Genomic DNA, 16,312 nt, shown 5'->3' on the forward strand with positions numbered 1-16,312 from the left:
GCTACTTGGCCGACTCGGAGGCCTGGCGCACGCTTTCGAGCACCTGCTCGGCCGTCTTCCCGCCGCTGATCAGGGCCTCGCCGCCGGCCAGCCACGCGTCGGCCACCTCGGGAACGGTGACGGTGTCGAGCCAGATCGCCAGCTTGGGCGCCTTGTTGACGAGCTGCACGCCCTCGTGGACGGCCTTGCTGGAGGTGTCCTCGGTGACCGCGCCGACGACGGTGCTGGGCTGCCCGTACGGCGGCGCCGACAGCGTCCTGGCGTTCTCCAGGCCGGTGGCGAACTTCATGAAGTCCACCGCGAGGGCGACCCTGGGCGACTTGGCGTTGATCAGGTATCCCTCCGGCGAGCCCTCCAGCACCGTGCCGTCGCCGGGCGCGTTCCGCGGCACCGGGAGCTGGAAGATGCCGAAGTCGTCCGGCTTCACCTTGGCCGACGTCGCGTTGTCGAACTCGAGGATCTCCTGGTAGTACATGGCGGCCTTGCCGTTGGCGAACGCCTCCTGGGCTGAGCTGTAGAGCACGCCGTTGGTGCCGCCCTTGGTGTCGGTGCACTGGTCGACCAGGGTCTTGAACTGGTTGAGCGCGGTGACGTAGCCGGGGTCGGCGAGCTTGGCGGTGGCCGGGTCGAAGTCGGCCTGCAGCGTGGCGTCCGGCACGTTGTAGGCGAAGAGCTGCTGCAGATAGTGCAGGGCGGGCCAGCCGTCCTTGTTGCCGAAGGCGACGGGCTCGTACCCGGCCTCGCGCAGCGGCCCGCAGGCGGCGATGAGCTCCTCGAACGTCCTGGGCACCGCGATGCCCGCCTTGCCGAAGGCGCTCTTGCTGTAGCCCATGAACTTGCCGTTGCCGTACAGCGGGATCCCGTAGTTCCTGCCGTCGCGGGCGAAGGCGGCCAGCGAGCCGGGGCTGAAGGTCCTGCCCCAGGGGGTGTCCGGGCCGATCACCGCGGTCAGGTCGGCGGCCCGGCCGCCGCGGATGTAGTTGTCGGCCCAGTTCCCGGTCCAGGTGAAGTAGATGTCGGGCAGCGCGTCGGAGGCGGTGAGCGTCTTGAGCTTGTCCTTGACGCTCTGGTCGGTCTCCTGGATCAGCTCGAACTTCACCTGCGGGTGCTGCTTGGTGTACGCGGCGGCGAGGTTCTCGAAGTAGGGGCCCGTGGGGTCGCCGGCGAACTTGGTGAGAATGCTCAGCGTGCCGGAGAACTCCGGCGTGGCGGCGGCGTCGGCCTTGGGGGCCTGGGTGGTTCCGCCGCCACCGCAGGCGGCCAGCGTGAGTGTCCCGAGGAGTGCCGCGAACGTCGGCAGGGCGCGAGGGCGCATGGGCTTCCTTTCTCCACCGGTGCGTGGTGTTGGCCGACCATACAGCTCACCTGATACCGGTACCAGACCCGCTCGCCAAGATCTTTCATTCGTTAACCTGGCGTGACCTGGCGGGAGGCAATGTCTTCGCAGCTCAGACTGATGAATCCGGGACCGGCGGTTGACGCCGCCCGGCGGCCTGTGCCAACGTGACCCCCGCGTGATACCGGTATCAGGTCCCGATCAGGCGGGCGCCGGAGTCTGCGAAAGGATGCGACGATGCTCGGATTCGACGAGCCGGAATTTCTCTCCCAGGTGGCGAGCGCGGTGGCCCTGCGCCCTCAGATCGAGGAGCTGGTCGACCGGCTCGTGGACGAGGGGTTCGACACCCTGCTCCTGGTCGGGGCCGGCGGCACGTACGCGCAGATGTGGCCGTACGAGCACCTCGCCCGGCGCGCCTCGGCGCTCGACGTTCGCGCCGTGATCGCCGCCGAGCTGATCGCCTCCGGTGACGCCCGGCTCGGCGAGCGCACGGTGGCGCTGTTCACCTCCGTCTCGGGCACGACCGACGACAGCGTGCGGGCCATCGAGTACTGCAAGTCCAAGGGCGCGTACACGATCTCCTTCACCGGCCACCCCGACTCGCCCGTGGCCACGAAGGCGGACACCGCGCTGATCTCCCGGCCCAAGACCTGGCCGTTCGACTTCCAGCTGCTGCTGTTCGTGGGCAGGCTGCTGGAGCGCCGCGGCGAGTTCGACGGCTACGGCCGGCTCGCCGGCGAGCTGGCCGGGATCCCGGAGATCCTCGTCGAGGTGGCCAGGCAGGCCGAGCCGGTGGCCGCCGCGTTCGCCGACGCCCACAAGGACAGCGACTACTACTTCCTCATCGGCGGCGGCAACCTCTGGGGCTTCACCTACCTCTACTCGATGTGCATCCTCGAGGAGATGCAGTGGCTGCGCACCACCAGGGTGCACAGCGCCGAGTTCTTCCACGGCTCGCTGGAGCTGCTGGAGGAGGACACCAGCGTCATCGTCTTCCAGGGTGAGGACGAGACCCGCGCCCTGACCGACCGCGCCGAGACCTTCGCCAGGCGCGTCTCCAAGGACGTCACGGTCTTCGACACCCGCGACTACCCGCTCACCGGCATCAGCCCCGAGTTCCGCGGCCTGCTCGCGCCGCTCGTGCTCGACACCGTCATGGGCCGGGTCAGCAAGCACCTGGAGCGGGTCCGCGACCACTCGCTCGACCTGCGCCGCTACTACCGGGTCATGGACTACTGAACCGATGAGAGTGCTCGGCTTCGGCGACAACATCGTCGACCGGTTCGTCGACCGGGGCATCGACTACCCCGGCGGCAACAGCGTCAACGTCGCCGTCTACGCCCGCAGGCTCGGCGTCGAGTCGGCCTACCTCGGGGTCTTCGGCGACGACGGGCTCGGCGCGTTCCTGCGCGGCTCCATCGCCGCCCAAGGCGTGGCCGTGGACCGCTGCGTCGTGCGCCCGGGTGAGAGCGGCGTCTCCCGCCTGCGGGTGGACGACGGCGAGCGCGTCTTCCTCGGCTGGAACGGCGGCGGCGTCACCGTGCGCGAGCCGCTGGAGCTGGACGCGGACCTGCTCGGCTACCTGGGCGGCTTCGACCTGGTGCACTCCAGCGTCTACTCCCACAGCGAGCCCGAGCTGCCCAAGCTGGCCGGGCTCGGCCCGCTGGTCAGCTTCGACCTGTCCAGCGAGGAGGAGTACCGCGACCCGGCCTACCTCGACCGGGTCTGCCCGCACGCCGACCTGGTGCTGCTGTCCTGCTCCCACCTCGACGAGGACGCCACGGCTGACCTGCTCGCCGAGGCCGTGCGCCGGGGAGCCGGGCTCGCGCTCGGCACCCGCGGCGTGGCCGGCGCCTTCGCCCATGACGGCGACGTCACCGTGTCCGCCCCGGCCTGGCTCGCCGAGGACATCGTGGACACGATGGGCTGCGGCGACGCGTTCCTCGCCGGGTTCGCCGTCTCGCTGCTGCGCGAGGGCTGGGCCGCCGGCCGCCCGGCGGCCCCGGCCGCGATCGAGCGGGCGCTGCACGGGGGCGCGCAGGCGGCGCACGCGCAGTGCTTCGTCGAAGGCGCCTTCGGGCACGGCCGTGCCACCGCGTGGCTAGCATGATTCAGTGACGAGGGACGGGATCCATGCCGACTGACCGCGGCCAGGCGGGGCCGACGATCTCCGAGGTGGCGGCGGAGGCCGGCGTGGGCAGGGCCACGGCCGCGCGCACGCTGGGCGGTTACGGATACGTCAGCCCCGAGCTGCGCGCCCGCGTGCTGGCGGCGGCCGAGAAGCTCGGCTACCGCGCCAACGCGCTCGCGCGCAGCATGTCCACCGGGGTGAGCCACACCCTGGGCGTCATCGTGGCCGACATCGGCAACCCGTTCTTCGCCGGGCTGCTGCGGGGCGTCTCCGACACCTCGCGGGCGCGCGGGTTCGACGTGATCGTGCTGAGCACGTACGAGAACCTCCAGGAGGAGGTGGCGGCGGCCAACGTGCTCATCGACAAGCGCGTCGACGGCGTCATCGTGGCCTCGGCCGCGCTCGGCCGCGACCAGGTCGCGCACCTCAAGGCCGCCATCGACCGGGGCATCCCGGTCGTGCTCGTCGACCGCGCCGTCTCCGCGCTCGACCTCGACTCCGTCGTCATCGACAACCGCGACGCCGCCCGCGAGGCGGTGGAGGTGCTCATCGCCGCCGGGCACCGGCGCATCGGCTTCGTCTGGGGGCCTCCGGTGGACCGGCCGCCGGCCACCAGGCGCGAGCTGCTGACGGCGGCCTCGCGCAACCTGTGGACCGACGGCGAGCGGCTGCGCGGCTACCTCGACGCCCTCGACGACGCGCACATCCCGTTCGACCCGCAGCTCGTGATGGTCGGGCCGAAGACCGAGGAGCGGGTCGTCACCGAGGTCGGCCGCATGCTCGCGCTGCCCGACCGGGTCACCGCCGTGTTCTGCTCCGAGACCGACGGCATGACCGGCTCGCTGCGCGCGCTGCGCAAGGCCGGGCTGTCGTACCCGGACGACGTGGCGCTGATCGGGTTCGACGACAGCGCGTGGGCGGCGGTGATGGAGCCGCCGCTCACGATGATCGCGCAGCCGGTGCACGAGCTGGGCGCCAAGGCGGCCCAGGTCCTGCTCGACATCCTCGGCGGGGCCGAGCCCGCGCGCGAGATGCACACCCTGCGCTCCCGGCTCATCCAGCGCTCCTCGGTCGCGCCGCCGCGCACCTGACCGCGCGGGCCGCCCACCCGGCCGCGCACCTGACCGATCCTTTCCGCCACCCCGGCCATAAATCGACCCCTTCGTCCTAATACTAAGAGTGATCGGACGGAGGCGGAGAGTTGATCGAGGTGATCGGGGCGGGGCTGCCCAGGACGGGCACCCTGTCGCTGAAGGCGGCACTGGAGCGGCTCGGTTTCGGGCGCTGCCACCACATGTTCGAGCTCTTCGACCACCCCGAGCTCATCGGCCGCTGGCTGCCGGCCGCGCCGGCCGACCGGGCCGGGTGGGAGCGGGTGCTCGCCGGGTACCGGTCGGCGATCGACTGGCCGGTGAGCTTCTACTGGCGGGAGCTGGCGGCTGTCTTTCCCGAGGCCAAGGTCGTCCTGACCGTACGCGACCCGGCCCGCTGGTACGCCAGCTTCCGCGCCATGGTCGGCCGCCGGGCCGCCGCGATCGCCGCCGCCCGTGGCGGGGGCGACGCGTTCGAGGAGGCCTTCGCCCCGCTCCTGCCGCTGCTGCGGCACATCGCCTGCGCCACCTTCGACGGCGTCCGGCCCGGGCCCGACTGGGTGCCGGACGAGGCGCGGGCGGTCGCGGGGTTCGCCCGGCACGCCGCCGCCGTCCAGGAGGGGCTGCCCGCCGAGCGGCTGCTGGTCTTCGACGTGTGCCAGGGGTGGGGGCCGCTGTGCGCGTTCCTGGGGGTGAGGCCGCCTCGTGAGCCGTTCCCCAGGCTGAACGACGGCGACGCCGTCCGCCACAAACTCGACAGCCTGCGGACGGCAGGCCGGACCCGCGCCGGCCGGGACGACGCGGGCTGGACCGATGGCCGGTGACGCGAGCGGCGGCCCGGGGGAGCCGCGGCGGCTCTCGGCCGAGTGCGGCGGCCTGGCCGGGTTGTTGCGGCGCGCGGCCGAGAGCGGGCCGGAGCGAGGGCTGCGGTACGTGGACGAGGGCGGAGCGGTCACCGCCCAGTCGTACGCCGGCCTGCACGAGCTGGCCTGCCGGATGCTCGCCGGGCTGGACGGGCTGGGGCTGCGGCCCGGAGCCGAGGTCGTGCTGGTGCTGGAGCGCGCGCCGGACGTGGTGCCCGCCTTCTGGGCCTGCGTGCTCGGCGGGCTGACACCGTGCCCCATGGCGCCGCCGCAGGGGGACACCGCGCGGTGGGCGGCGCGGCTGGAGCACGTCGGACGGCTGCTGGGCGACCCGCCGATCGTGACCGCCGGGAACCTCCTGCCCGCCCTGCCGCCACTGCCCGGCCGCAGGGTGGCCCTGGTCGAGGACCTGCACGGCACGACCTCCGGCCGATCGGGGGCCGCGCGGGAGCCTTCCGGCGCAGCGCCCGGTGCGGGAGAGGCGCGCGAGCCGGCGCCGGACGGCGTGGCGGTGCTGATGCTGACGTCCGGCTCCTCGGGCGACAGCAAGGCCGTGCCGCTCACCCACGCCAACCTTCTCGCCTCGCTGGCCGGCAAGGCGGAACGGCTGGCGTGCCACCCCGGCGACGTGATGATGAACTGGATCGCCTTCGACCACATCGCCGCCATCGAAGGCCACCTGCTGCCCCTGTCGCTGGGCGCGTCCCAGGTCCAGGCCGCGCCGCCGTACGTGCTGGGCGACCCGCTGCGCTTCCTCCACCTGGCCTCGCAGCACGGCGTCACCCTGACCTTCGCCCCCAACTTCCTCTTCGGCGAGATCAACAAGGCACTGCCGCCGCCCGAGGGCGGCCCGGAGCTCGACCTGTCGGCGCTGCGCCACATCCTGTCCGGCGGCGAGGCGGTCGTCTGCGCCACCGCCCGGCGGTTCCTGGAGGCCCTGGCCCCGTACGGGCTGCGGCCCGGCGCCGTCGTGCCCGCGTTCGGGATGACCGAGACGTGTGCGGGCAGCACCATGAACCTCGCGTTCCCGGAGGCCGACGAGGGAAGGGAGTTCGCCTCGCTCGGCCCGCCGATCCCCGGCTTCGGCGTCCGGATCACGGACGGGGGCGACGCGCCCCTGCCCGCGGAGGCGGAAGGCGAGCTGCAGGTGAGCGGCCCCATGGTCTTCGGCGGCTACGCCGGTGACCCGGAGGCGAGCGCGGCGGCGTTCACGGGCGACGGCTGGTTCCGCACGGGGGACCGCGGCCGCCTGTCCGGCGGAGGGCTCAGCCTGACCGGCCGCAGCAAGGACAGCATCATCGTCAACGGCGTCAACCACCCCTGCCAGGAGGTGGAGGCGGCCCTCGGCGCGCTGCCGGAGGTGCGGGACACCTGCGTGGCGGCCTTCCCGGTACGGCGACCCGGCGACGACACCGAGCGGCCGGCCGTCGTCTTCACGCCGAACGTGCCGCTCTCCGACGGGGAGGGGGTGCGGCGGGCGCTGGTGGCCGTGCGCGACAAGGTCGCGCGGCTGTGGGGCACGCGGCTGGCGGTGATCCTGCCGCTGCCCGCGTCCGAGCTGCCCAGGACCGCGCTCGGCAAGATCCAGCGGGCGCTGCTGCGCCGCCGGCTGGACGAGGGCGAGTTCGCCGCGCGGCAGCGGTGGGCGGCCGAGCTGACCGGGCGGCGGCGCGGCGCGCACCTCCCGCCGCGCGACGGCGCCGAACGGGCCGTCGCCCGCGTCTACGCCGACCTGTTCGGGCTGCGGCCGGGCGAGGTCGGCGCGACCGCGAACTTCCTGGAGCTGGGCGGGACCTCCCTGGACGTGCTGCGGCTCAAGCAGCGCCTGCGCCGCGACTTCCCCGGCCGCGACCTGCCCGCCACGGCGATCCTGCGCGCGCCCACCGTCCGGGCGCTGGCCGCGCTCCTGGACGGCGGAACCGGGCGGCACGCCCCCTACGACCCGGTCGTGCCGCTCCAGCAGAGCGGTGCGGGCACGCCGCTGTTCTGCGTGCACCCCGGCGTGGGGGAGGTGCTCGTCTTCGTCAACCTCGCCGGTTACTTCACCGGCGAGCGCCCGTTCCACGCCCTGCGGGCGCGCGGCTTCGGCCCGGGGGAGCCGCACTTCGGCAGCTTCGAGGAGATGGTCTCCTGCTACGTGGACGCGATCCGGCTGCGCCAGCCCGCCGGGCCGTACGCGATCGCGGGCTACTCCTACGGCGGCGCGGTCGCGTTCGAGATCGCCAAGGCCCTGGAGAGGCTGGGGGAGCGGGTCGACTTCGTCGGCATCTTCAACCTGCCGCCGCACATCCGGCGGCGCATGAACGAGCTCGACTTCACCGAGGGCGCCCTGCACCTGGCGCTCTTCCTCGACCTGCTCGCGCCGGCCGAGGCCGGCGCGCTGCAACCGGCGCTCCGCGACCTGCCCGCGCAGCGCCAGATCGACCGCATCATGGCCGCGGCCTCAAAGCGCCGGCTGTCCGAGCTCGACCTCGATCGCGACCAGTTCGCCGCGTGGGTGGACCTGGCCCAGTCCCTGGTACGGGCCGGCCGCTCCTACGAGCCGAGCGGCACCGTCGCCTCGGTCAGCGTCTTCTACGCCATCCCGCTGCGCGGCACCAAGCAGGACTGGCTCGACAACGACCTGCGCAGATGGGACGACTTCACCCGGGGCGAGAACCGGTACCTGGAGGTGCCCGGCGAGCACTACACCCTCATGAACGCCCACCACGTGGACGCCTTCCAGCGCGTCCTGCGCGCCGAACTGGACCGCTGCCTGCGCGATCACTGACCTTCGGCGGCCTCCTGTGGCGGCCTTCTGCGGCGGGCCTCCTGCGGCGGCGGGTCAGCGGCCGGGCAGGGTGACCGTGCGGCAGGCCAGGTGGAGGGCCAGGCGCTCGTCCCGGTGGCCGAGGTCCACGCCCAGCAGCCGCTCCACGCGGTCGATGCGGCCCGCCACGGTGTTGCGGTGCACCCCGAGCACGGCGGCGGTCTCCGCGATCGACGACTCCGCGTCCAGGTAGGCCGACAGCGTACGGAGGAGGTCGCCCGGCTGGTCGCGCAGGGGCGCGAGCAGCGCGCGGGCGGCGGGCTCGAACGTGTCGGTCCTGGTCCACTCCAGCAGGAGCTGCGCCATGCCGAGCTGGTCCACCTGAAGGAAGAAGCCCGCCTCCGGGCGGGTCGCGGCGAGCCTGGCCGCGTCCGTGGCCTCCGCCACCGTGCCGGCCAGCCCCTCCGGCCAGGGGTGCGGGCGGCCGACCCCCATGTGGTCGGCGATCGAGCCGCGCAGCTTCCTGTGGGCGGCGCGCAGCCTGGCCGCCAGGGCGCGCACCCGCGCGGGCGTGGGCTCCTGGGCGAACGTGGTCCAGCCCGTCCATCCCTCGCCGTGCTCGACGACCACCGCCTCGACGCCCTCCGCGCGCAGGACGCGGGAGATCTCCGCCGTCCACGGCACCAGATCCAGCGCGGGGACGGCGCCGATGCGCAGGCCGACGTGCCAGCCGCCGAGCTGCCATCCCGCGTCGGCCACCCGCCTGCGCAACTGGGCCGAGGGCTCGGCGTCCAGCCGCAGCAGGTCGCCCAGCAGCGCGGTACGGGCCCGCGCGTCGCGCTCCAGCTCCACGCGGTGCACCAGCAGCCAGCGCTGCACCGCGGCGGCGGCCACGGCCAGGGCGGGCGGCACGATCTCGGCCCGCGCCGCCGCCGTGCCCCGCAGCTCGGCCACCAGCCAGAGCCCCGGCCGCGCCGGGTGCGGCAGCAGCGCCGGATGGGCCAACAGCAGCCCGTCGGCCAGCGCCGCCCGCTGCGGGACGAACTCGTCCACGCGCACGGCTCCGGGCTCGGCGATCTCCCCGGCCAGCGGCGCCCCGCGGTCGTCGAGCAGCGCCACCGGCACCCCGAGCAGGTCGGCCAGCTCGCGCACCACGTCCTCGGGGGAGCGGGTGCGGTTGTCGAAGGCGCGGTGCGCGGCCAGCACGAGCCGGGCGCGGTCGATCTCCGGCTCGGCCAGCAGCAGCCGGGCCGCGACGACCAGGTCCAGGGGGTCGCCGCCCACGGCGCCGAGCAGCGGCAGCCCGAGCCGGTCGGCCAGCAGCGACGTCGCCCGCGACACCTCCGCGCCCGCCGTGGCCCCGCTGCTCGCCGCGCCGCCCGCGCCCGTCGCGGGGCCGCAGGGGACGAGCACGCCCGCGCCGCCTGCGTCCACCACCCGGCGCAGCAGCGCGTCCACGCGCCAGTCGGCGGGCCGCGGCGGGACCGTGACGATGATCAGCTCGTCGGCCCCCGCCTCGTGACCGGCTGCCGGGTCGGCGACGGCCCGGACGGCGCGTACCGGCGCGTCGAGCCCGGCCGCCCCGGCGAGCACCCGCACCTGACCGCTCCACTCGGGCAGCGCCAGCAGCCTGCGCACGCTGGTCATCGGCCCACCTCCAGACGTCCCCGCGAGCCGATCACGCCCCCGCCCCCAGCCCCGCACCGCCGCCAGGCCGGGCGCCCGCACCGGCGGACTGCCCGTCCCGCTCCAGCAGCACGGGGTCGGAGTCCAGCCCGTAGGCGCGCGGCGCGAGGACGGCGATCCTGCCTGGATCGGTCCAGAACGCCGAGATCGCCACCTGCAGCACCATGACCTCCATACCCACCCGTACCAGATCCCCCGCGATCGGCACCGCGGTCCGCCGGTCCAGCACCGCGATCACGTCAGGCGTGGACGCCACGACGAGCCCGTCACGCAGCGCGAGCAGGTACTCGTTCTCCATCTCCACCCGCAGCAGCTCCCCCGACGCGTGCCCGGCCAGGGTGACGCTGCCGCGCGCGAACCCCGGCCGCCCGTGCACCTCCGGGCCCGGCCGCCGGGTGACCTCCACCACGCGCCCCACGGACAGCACCCGCCCTCCGGTGGCGTCGGCCAGCCGGCCGGGGTCGGGTGACTCTCCGAGGGCGAGGATCCGCCGCCCCAGCCGTACCGCGCCGGACACGGAGCCGGTCACGCAGCAGGCGGCCAGCTCGCGCGCCGGGACGGGCGCGAGGGCGAGCGCCGCCCAGCCGCCCGCGGCGGGCAGGAAGGTGCGGGCGGTGCGCTCCAGGTCGGCGGGCGCGCCGGTGCTCTGCACGAGCACCTGACCGCTCGGCTCGGCCAGCGCGGCCGGGGTGAGCGGGCGGCCGGCGGCGGCCAGGGAGAGCTGGTCCAGCCGCGGCAGCCCGCGCCCCGACAGGTCGGCGTCCACCGCGCCCAGGCCGAGGTCGCAGGCGGCCACCAGTGGCAGGACGCCGTTCAGCCCGCCGATCTCGATGGAGATCAGCGCGTCGGCGCGCTCGCCCGTCCAGCGCTGGATGGCCGCCACGGCGGCGGCGACCTCGTGCCCGCCGGGCAGCTTCTCGGCGAAGACGGCGGTCGCGCCGACCACGCCCACCGGCACGACCCGCGCCTCGGGCGGCAGGGCGTCGAGCGGGCGCACGGCGACGTCCAGGCCGTCGGCCAGCCGCCTGCGCAGCAGCGTGGCCGCGGTGCGGCTGTCGCCGCCGCCTCCGGAGCCGAGCACGGCCACGCCCCGCTCCAGCGCGTCCACGTCCGGCCACTCGATGCGCAGCATGCCCACAGCTTGCCGTACGCGGCGCGTACCAGGGACAAGCCTCAGGGGGCCCGCGCATCACGGCGCGCCGACCGGGGTGTTCATGGAAGAGATGGCGGCCGGCGCGACCTGCCACGCCGTGCTGGTCAGGGAGCGGGTCTTCGCCGCCCGGGCACCCGCGGCGCAGCCCCGCTGGAGGAAGGCCGGACGGATCGCGGGGCCGATCCTCCTGGCCCCCGTGGCGGCGGCCGCCTGCGCCTGGCCGGAGAGCGCCGTCGCCCGCGCGGCCACCGGTTTGTGACGGTGGATCTCGGTCAGGAAAGAGGGACTTTCCGGTTCAACTGCCGTATGGCTACGATCGGGCACCGATCGCCTGTATGGCGATCTTCTGTCCTGGGCTTCACCGATCGGCGAGGAGAGTGTCCTGCACGTGGCTGAATGGAGCAGGGGCAGGCGACAGCCAACGGGAACCCTGAACGGCACGGGCGAGCGGGCGGGCGTGCGCCGGCTGCGCCTGCGTACGGTGCTGCTCGTCGTGGTGATCGTCCCGACCGTGACGTTCACCCCGCTGCTGGCGTCGGGCATGTCGCAGCTCTTCGGGCAGTGGCAGACGGAGCAGGTCCAGATGGACCTGGCCACCACGACGGTCGGCAGGCCGGCGACCGAGCTGTTCTTCGCGCTGGACCAGGAGCGCAGGCTCACCGCGCAGGTGCAGGCCGCCCGCGGCGGCGGCGCGCGTGACAGGCTCACCGAGCAGCGGGCCGCGACCGACCGGGCCGTGCGTGCCTTCCGCCCCCTCACGACGCTGAACCCCGCCGACGCGCAGGAGGGGCTCGCCGAAGCCCTGACCAGGACCGGACGCGAGCTCGGCCTCCTCGACCAGCAGCGCCGGGCGGTGGACTCGGGCTGGTCCAGCGGCCGGCAGGCGTTCGAGTACTACAGCGGCGTCATCGAGTCGGGCCTCGGCGTGGTGGCCGCCCTCAGCAACACCGGCGAGGGCCAGGTGAACACCACGGCGCAGCCCCTGGTCGATCTGCTCTGGATCGTCGACATGGTCGGCCGCGAGGACGCCGTCCTGGCCCGCGGCTGGCCGGCCGGGAAGCTGACGAGGAGCGAGTACAACATCGTCACCGAGGCCGCCGGCACCAGGAACCACCTCATGCACGCCCGGGTGGTGCCCGTTCTGACGGGCGAGGAGACCCGGTACGCGACGATGACCGACGGCCAGGCCTGGCGGACCATGACCGCCGTGGAAGGGCGGCTGTCGCTCGCCGACGGCGACCAGGTGCGGCTGCGCGACGACAGCAGCGAGTGGCGCTCCTCGGCGGAGACGGTCACCGGGCAGCTGCGCGAGCTGGTCGGCCTGCGCTTCGCGCATCTCGGCAGCGTCGGCTACGGCCACGCCGACATGATCTTCACGGTCTTCGTCAGCATCTCCACCGTGGGCCTGCTCGCCCTGGGCCTGGTGGTCTTCACGAGCTGGCGGCTGACGTCCGTTCTCCGGCGGCGCATCCTGCACCTGCGCCACGACGCCCAGGAGCTCCAGGAGCGGCTGCCCGACGTGGTCGCCCGCCTGGAGCGCGGCGAGGACGTCGACGCGGACGCCGAAGTACGCATGATCGAGCCCACCGGCGACGAGCTCGGCGAGCTCGGGCAGGCGCTCAACCTGGCCCGCCGCAGCGCCGTGCGCACCGCGGTGCGGCAGGCCGAACAGCACCGCGGCTTCCAGCGCATGCTCCAGCGCATCGCCCGCCGCACCCAGATCCTCATCGGCCTGCAGCTCAAGAAGCTGGACGAGCTCGAACGCAAGCACGAGGACCCCGAGGTGCTGGAGGGACTGTTCGACCTGGACCACCTGACGGCCCGGCTGCGCCGCTACGAGGAGAACCTGGTGATCCTCGGCGGCGGCCAGCCGCAGCGCCGCTGGCGCAGGCCGGTGCGCCTGCTCGACGTGCTGCGGGCCGCGCAGAGCGAGGTCCAGGACTACCGCCGGATCTCGATCGACGTCGAGGGCGAGCCCTGGATCGCCGAGCGCGCGGTGGGCCCGCTGATCCACGTCCTGGCGGAGCTGATGGAGAACGCCACCACCTTCTCCAAGCCGCTGACCCCCGTCGAGGTGCGGGCCGCGCCCGTCAGCAGGGGCGTCGCCGTGGAGATCGAGGACCGCGGCCTGGGCATGGAGCCCGAGCAGTACGACGCCGTCAACGCCCTGCTGCAGGCGCCGCCGCAGCTCGACATGATGACGCACGCCGACGACGTGCGCCTGGGCCTGTACGTGGTGGCCCGGCTGGCCGCGAGCCTGGGCCTGCAGGTGGAGCTGCGCTCGTCGGCCTTCGGCGGCACCCGGGTCATCGTGCTCCTCTCGGAGACGCTGGTGGTGGACCGCCCGCGTACGGAGCCGGTCCCCGAGGAGCCGGCCCCCGCGGACGCGGTCACGCGGCCCCCGTCCCCGCTGGAGCGGAACGCGGCGCTCCCGACCAGGGCCAGGGGCCGCGCGATGGCCTCCGTCACGGCCGCCCCCGGCTCGCCGGAGGCGCCCGTCACAGCCGCCCCTGGCGCGCCGGAGGCGTCCGGCCCCCGGCCGCTCCCTCAGCGCGTACGCCAGGCGAGCCTGGCCGAAGAACTCCGGGTCCCGGCGGACGCCGATGACGGCGGCGGCCAGGAGAGCTGGACCGCACCCGAGCAACCCGGCCGATCCGGCGCCATGATCGGCGCCTTCCAACGGCAGTCCAGAAAGCGCCGCACCGGCGAGGACGTCTCCCAGACCCCGCCGGGCGGATCCCCCGAACCCACCTCCCCGACGACGGAAGATCGATGATGACGCAGCGCACCACCGCCACCGACACGGACCTGGACTGGCTGCTGGACGGCCTGGTCGATCAAGTCGCGGGCACCCGGCACGCCATCGTGCTGTCCGACGACGGCCTGGTGATCAGCCGGTCGCGGACCATCAAACGCGCGGACGCCGAACGGCTGGCCGCGATCGCCACCGGCCAGCAGAGCCTGGCCCGCGGCGCCGGACAGCTCTTCGGCGGCGGGCAGGTCCACCAGGTCATCATCGAGATGGCCGACCTGTGGCTGTTCATCACCGCCGCCGGCCGGGGCACCCACCTGGCCGTGGTCGCCTCCCAGGAGGTCGACGCCGAGCTCATGAGCGTGGCCATGCACACCCTGATCCAGCAGGTCGGCAAGAAGCTGGGCACCGACGCGCGCACCCCGCAGGGCCACGATGTCTGGGGACACGGATGAAACACTGGACGGAGGGGTTCGCCGACGACGACGCCGACGAACCCCTTGTCCGTCCTTACACGATCACCGGCGGGCGGACCGCCGCCGGGCGGGAGGACCTGGCGCTGATCACCGTGGTGGCGGCGCTGTCCGACGCTCTGGAGGAGACCGGGCGCGGCCAGCGGCGATGGCAGCCGGAGCACCGCGCCATCCACGGGCTGTGCGGGCGCCCGCTGGCGGTGGCGGAGATCGCCGCGGCGGTGGACCTGCCGGTGTCGGTGACCAAGATCCTCATCGGTGATCTGATCGAGTCGGGTCAGGTGCGGGCCCGGCCACCGCTGGCCTTCGCGCAGGCAGGCGGTTACCCGGACATGGCAATCCTTGAGGCGGTGAGGGATGGGTTACGCAAACTCTGACCAGGGGGACGATGCGCCCCTGGCGGTGAAGATCCTGATCGCCGGCGGGTTCGGCGTCGGGAAGACGACCATGGTGGGCGCGGTGAGCGAGGTCGCCCCGCTGCGTACGGAGGAGTACCTGACCCACGTCAGCGTCGGCGTCGACGACCTGGACGGCGTGAGCGGCAAGTCCACCACCACCGTCGCGCTGGACTTCGGCCGCATCACCATCAACGACCACCTGGTGCTCTACCTGTTCGGCACGCCGGGGCAGGAGCGCTTCTGGTTCATGTGGAACGACCTCGTCAACGGCGCGCTGGGCGCGGTCGTCCTGGTCGACACCCGCCGGCTGGAGGTGAGCTTCGCCTCCATCGACTTCTTCGAGAGCCGCGGCATCCCCTTCGTCGTCGGCGTCAACTGCTTCCACGGGGTCAGGGACCGGTCGCAGGAGGAGATCCGCAAGGCGCTCGACCTGGACCCGCAGGTGCCCCTGGTCCTGTGTGACGCCCGTGACCGGAAGGAGGGGCGCGATGTGCTGCTGGCGCTCATCGACCATCTGATGGCCGCCAGGGCCCGCACCGCACCGCACCCCGTGCCGTGACCGGATCGGGTGCTCAGGCGCGGCCGTTGGCCGCGCACCACCCCGCCCAGGTGGTGACGCCCTTGCCGAGCTGCTTGTTGTAGAAGGACGTCCAGGAGTTCTCGCTCGCCCCCGGCGCGCTGGGGGCGGACTTGTACAGCGGGTAGCCCGTCTCGATCTCGGCCCGCAGCCACGGCTCGATCTGGCCGTAGGAGTCCAGGGACCAGCTCCGGGCGTGGTAGGTGAGCTGACCGCGCACGTCGGTCTCGGGCAGGCACATGAACGGCGCCCACGGGCTGGTCCGCGCCCAGCTGATCTTCGTCTCCATCGCGCCGGTGGGCACGCCGGACCGCGTGCGCTCCTCGACCTCGCGCTCGTCGACGGAGAAGTCGAACATCTCCTGGGCGGCGTACACGCCGCCGGTCAGGCCGAAGCTCTCGCCGAGCGTGGTGGCGAAGTTCGTGCGGACGGGGATGTCGCTGGTCCACACCGTCTCGTCGTGCAGTTGCTGCAGCGGCGGGCCGGCGTAGGCGGAGGTGATCGTGAACGGGCCGAAGTTCACCGTGTCGTTGTTGATGGGGATGACCGGGTACGTCCTGCCGTCGATCGGGTTCTTCCACTCCCGCAGGACCCGTCGCGGATCCGCCGGGTCGGTGTAGAAGACGATCTCGCGGGAGAGCTGGTAGAGCTGGTTGGTGTCGGGGGCCCGGTACAGCCGCCGGATGTTGTACCCCTCGATGTTGAACAGCTTCTGGCCGTGCCGCATGGCCGGGTCCAGGCTGTTGCCCTCGATGTTGGCGTACACCGATCCGGAGATCCGGAAGACCATGTCCTTGCCGTCCGGACGCCCGAACGTCTGTAACGACAGCTTCGCGCCCGGGTCGGTGACGGTCGCGTAGACCGGTCCGGGATGGGTGGGCGCGGGGGTTCCGTCCTGCGCGGAAGCACCCGTGACGCTGGTGCTGAGAAGTATGGCGATCGGGGCGAGCAGCCCCGCGATGCCTTTTCTGATCACTTTCGGCCTTTCAATCGAACAGCGCCATATTGTGATCATGCGGCGAGACGCGTTGTCCAGCCCCGTCCGGAGCCGTGCCGCGCCATCGCCGGATCCCCACTTTCAGGCTGCCTGAAGCATGGACTAG

General features: G+C 73.4%; 14 protein-coding genes. 10 read left to right on the forward strand and 4 right to left on the reverse strand.

The annotated features are described in order from the left end of the window. Position 1 precedes the first annotated feature (1 nt). On the reverse strand, positions 2–1,315 hold the full coding sequence (locus HD597_RS14890) for an ABC transporter substrate-binding protein (RefSeq protein ID WP_253742738.1): 1,314 nt from the start codon (positions 1,313–1,315) through the stop codon (positions 2–4). Between the two features lie 258 nt (positions 1,316–1,573). On the opposite strand from HD597_RS14890, the gene HD597_RS14895 reads away from it, so the two are divergent. The 5 genes from HD597_RS14895 (at position 1,574) to HD597_RS14915 (ending at position 8,191) form a co-directional block, all read left to right on the forward strand. After that, complete coding sequence (locus HD597_RS14895) at positions 1,574–2,575, forward strand: SIS domain-containing protein (RefSeq protein WP_253742739.1); 1,002 nt, start codon at positions 1,574–1,576, stop codon at positions 2,573–2,575. A gap of 4 nt (positions 2,576–2,579) precedes the next feature. Beyond that, positions 2,580–3,446, forward strand: a complete 867-nt coding sequence (locus tag HD597_RS14900) for a PfkB family carbohydrate kinase (RefSeq protein WP_253742740.1) — start codon at positions 2,580–2,582, stop codon at positions 3,444–3,446. 23 nt (positions 3,447–3,469) lie between these two features. Then, complete coding sequence (locus HD597_RS14905; RefSeq protein WP_253742741.1) at positions 3,470–4,558, forward strand: LacI family DNA-binding transcriptional regulator; 1,089 nt, start codon at positions 3,470–3,472, stop codon at positions 4,556–4,558. 119 nt (positions 4,559–4,677) lie between these two features. Beyond that, positions 4,678–5,382, forward strand: a complete 705-nt coding sequence (locus HD597_RS14910; protein ID WP_253759358.1) for a sulfotransferase family protein — start codon at positions 4,678–4,680, stop codon at positions 5,380–5,382. Continuing rightward, positions 5,372–8,191, forward strand: a complete 2,820-nt coding sequence (locus tag HD597_RS14915; RefSeq protein ID WP_253742742.1) for a non-ribosomal peptide synthetase — start codon at positions 5,372–5,374, stop codon at positions 8,189–8,191. The genes HD597_RS14910 and HD597_RS14915 overlap by 11 nt, the downstream gene beginning before the upstream one ends. Before the next feature lie 54 nt (positions 8,192–8,245). On the opposite strand, the gene HD597_RS14920 is transcribed toward HD597_RS14915, so the two are convergent. Both HD597_RS14920 and HD597_RS14925 read right to left on the reverse strand, forming a co-directional pair. Beyond that, positions 8,246–9,817 carry a PucR family transcriptional regulator gene (locus tag HD597_RS14920; protein ID WP_253742743.1) on the reverse strand — a complete coding sequence of 524 codons (1,572 nt, stop codon included), beginning with the start codon at positions 9,815–9,817 and terminating at the stop codon, positions 8,246–8,248. Positions 9,818–9,848: 31 nt separating this feature from the next. Then, a complete protein-coding gene (locus tag HD597_RS14925; protein WP_253742746.1) occupies positions 9,849–10,988 on the reverse strand; it encodes an S-methyl thiohydantoin desulfurase family protein in 1,140 nt (379 codons plus the stop codon). Between the two features lie 82 nt (positions 10,989–11,070). Here HD597_RS14925 and HD597_RS14930 point away from each other — a divergent pair, with 82 nt between their 5' ends. The 5 genes from HD597_RS14930 (at position 11,071) to HD597_RS14950 (ending at position 15,191) form a co-directional block, all read left to right on the forward strand. Next, positions 11,071–11,268, forward strand: coding sequence for a hypothetical protein (locus tag HD597_RS14930; RefSeq protein WP_253742747.1), 198 nt, complete (start codon positions 11,071–11,073; stop codon positions 11,266–11,268). A gap of 129 nt (positions 11,269–11,397) precedes the next feature. Beyond that, positions 11,398–13,785 (forward strand): sensor histidine kinase, encoded by a 2,388-nt coding sequence (locus HD597_RS14935; RefSeq protein WP_253742748.1) that lies wholly within the window; start codon positions 11,398–11,400, stop codon positions 13,783–13,785. Further along, entirely contained in the window at positions 13,785–14,216 is a 432-nt protein-coding gene (locus HD597_RS14940; RefSeq protein ID WP_253759359.1) for a roadblock/LC7 domain-containing protein, read from the forward strand. The genes HD597_RS14935 and HD597_RS14940 overlap by 1 nt, the downstream gene beginning before the upstream one ends. After that, positions 14,213–14,611 carry a DUF742 domain-containing protein gene (locus HD597_RS14945; protein WP_253742749.1) on the forward strand — a complete coding sequence of 133 codons (399 nt, stop codon included), beginning with the start codon at positions 14,213–14,215 and terminating at the stop codon, positions 14,609–14,611. The genes HD597_RS14940 and HD597_RS14945 overlap by 4 nt, the downstream gene beginning before the upstream one ends. Further along, positions 14,592–15,191: a GTP-binding protein gene (locus HD597_RS14950; RefSeq protein WP_253742751.1), complete on the forward strand. Its 600-nt coding sequence runs from the start codon at positions 14,592–14,594 to the stop codon at positions 15,189–15,191. Before HD597_RS14945 ends, HD597_RS14950 begins: the two co-directional genes overlap by 20 nt. Positions 15,192–15,204: 13 nt before the next feature. Here the strand turns inward: HD597_RS14950 and HD597_RS14955 are convergent, their stop codons facing one another. Beyond that, complete coding sequence (locus HD597_RS14955; protein WP_253742753.1) at positions 15,205–16,185, reverse strand: DUF1838 family protein; 981 nt, start codon at positions 16,183–16,185, stop codon at positions 15,205–15,207. Between the last annotated feature and the right edge of the window lie 127 nt (positions 16,186–16,312).

Origin of the sequence: Nonomuraea thailandensis (assembly GCF_024172165.1) — a bacterium.
Taxonomy (GTDB): Bacteria; Actinomycetota; Actinomycetes; order Streptosporangiales; family Streptosporangiaceae; genus Nonomuraea; species Nonomuraea thailandensis.

What these genes read in the sequence shown, in the direction of transcription:
- HD597_RS14890 (WP_253742738.1), bottom strand. Translation starts at nt 1,315, where the DNA reads ATGCGCCCTCGCGCCCTGCCGACGTTCGCGGCACTCCTCGGGACACTC.
- HD597_RS14895 (WP_253742739.1), top strand. Translation starts at nt 1,574, where the DNA reads ATGCTCGGATTCGACGAGCCGGAATTTCTCTCCCAGGTGGCGAGCGCG.
- HD597_RS14900 (WP_253742740.1), top strand. Translation starts at nt 2,580, where the DNA reads ATGAGAGTGCTCGGCTTCGGCGACAACATCGTCGACCGGTTCGTCGAC.
- HD597_RS14905 (WP_253742741.1), top strand. Translation starts at nt 3,470, where the DNA reads ATGCCGACTGACCGCGGCCAGGCGGGGCCGACGATCTCCGAGGTGGCG.
- HD597_RS14915 (WP_253742742.1), top strand. Translation starts at nt 5,372, where the DNA reads ATGGCCGGTGACGCGAGCGGCGGCCCGGGGGAGCCGCGGCGGCTCTCG.
- HD597_RS14920 (WP_253742743.1), bottom strand. Translation starts at nt 9,817, where the DNA reads ATGACCAGCGTGCGCAGGCTGCTGGCGCTGCCCGAGTGGAGCGGTCAG.
- HD597_RS14925 (WP_253742746.1), bottom strand. Translation starts at nt 10,988, where the DNA reads ATGCTGCGCATCGAGTGGCCGGACGTGGACGCGCTGGAGCGGGGCGTG.
- HD597_RS14930 (WP_253742747.1), top strand. Translation starts at nt 11,071, where the DNA reads ATGGAAGAGATGGCGGCCGGCGCGACCTGCCACGCCGTGCTGGTCAGG.
- HD597_RS14940 (WP_253759359.1), top strand. Translation starts at nt 13,785, where the DNA reads ATGACGCAGCGCACCACCGCCACCGACACGGACCTGGACTGGCTGCTG.
- HD597_RS14945 (WP_253742749.1), top strand. Translation starts at nt 14,213, where the DNA reads ATGAAACACTGGACGGAGGGGTTCGCCGACGACGACGCCGACGAACCC.
- HD597_RS14950 (WP_253742751.1), top strand. Translation starts at nt 14,592, where the DNA reads ATGGGTTACGCAAACTCTGACCAGGGGGACGATGCGCCCCTGGCGGTG.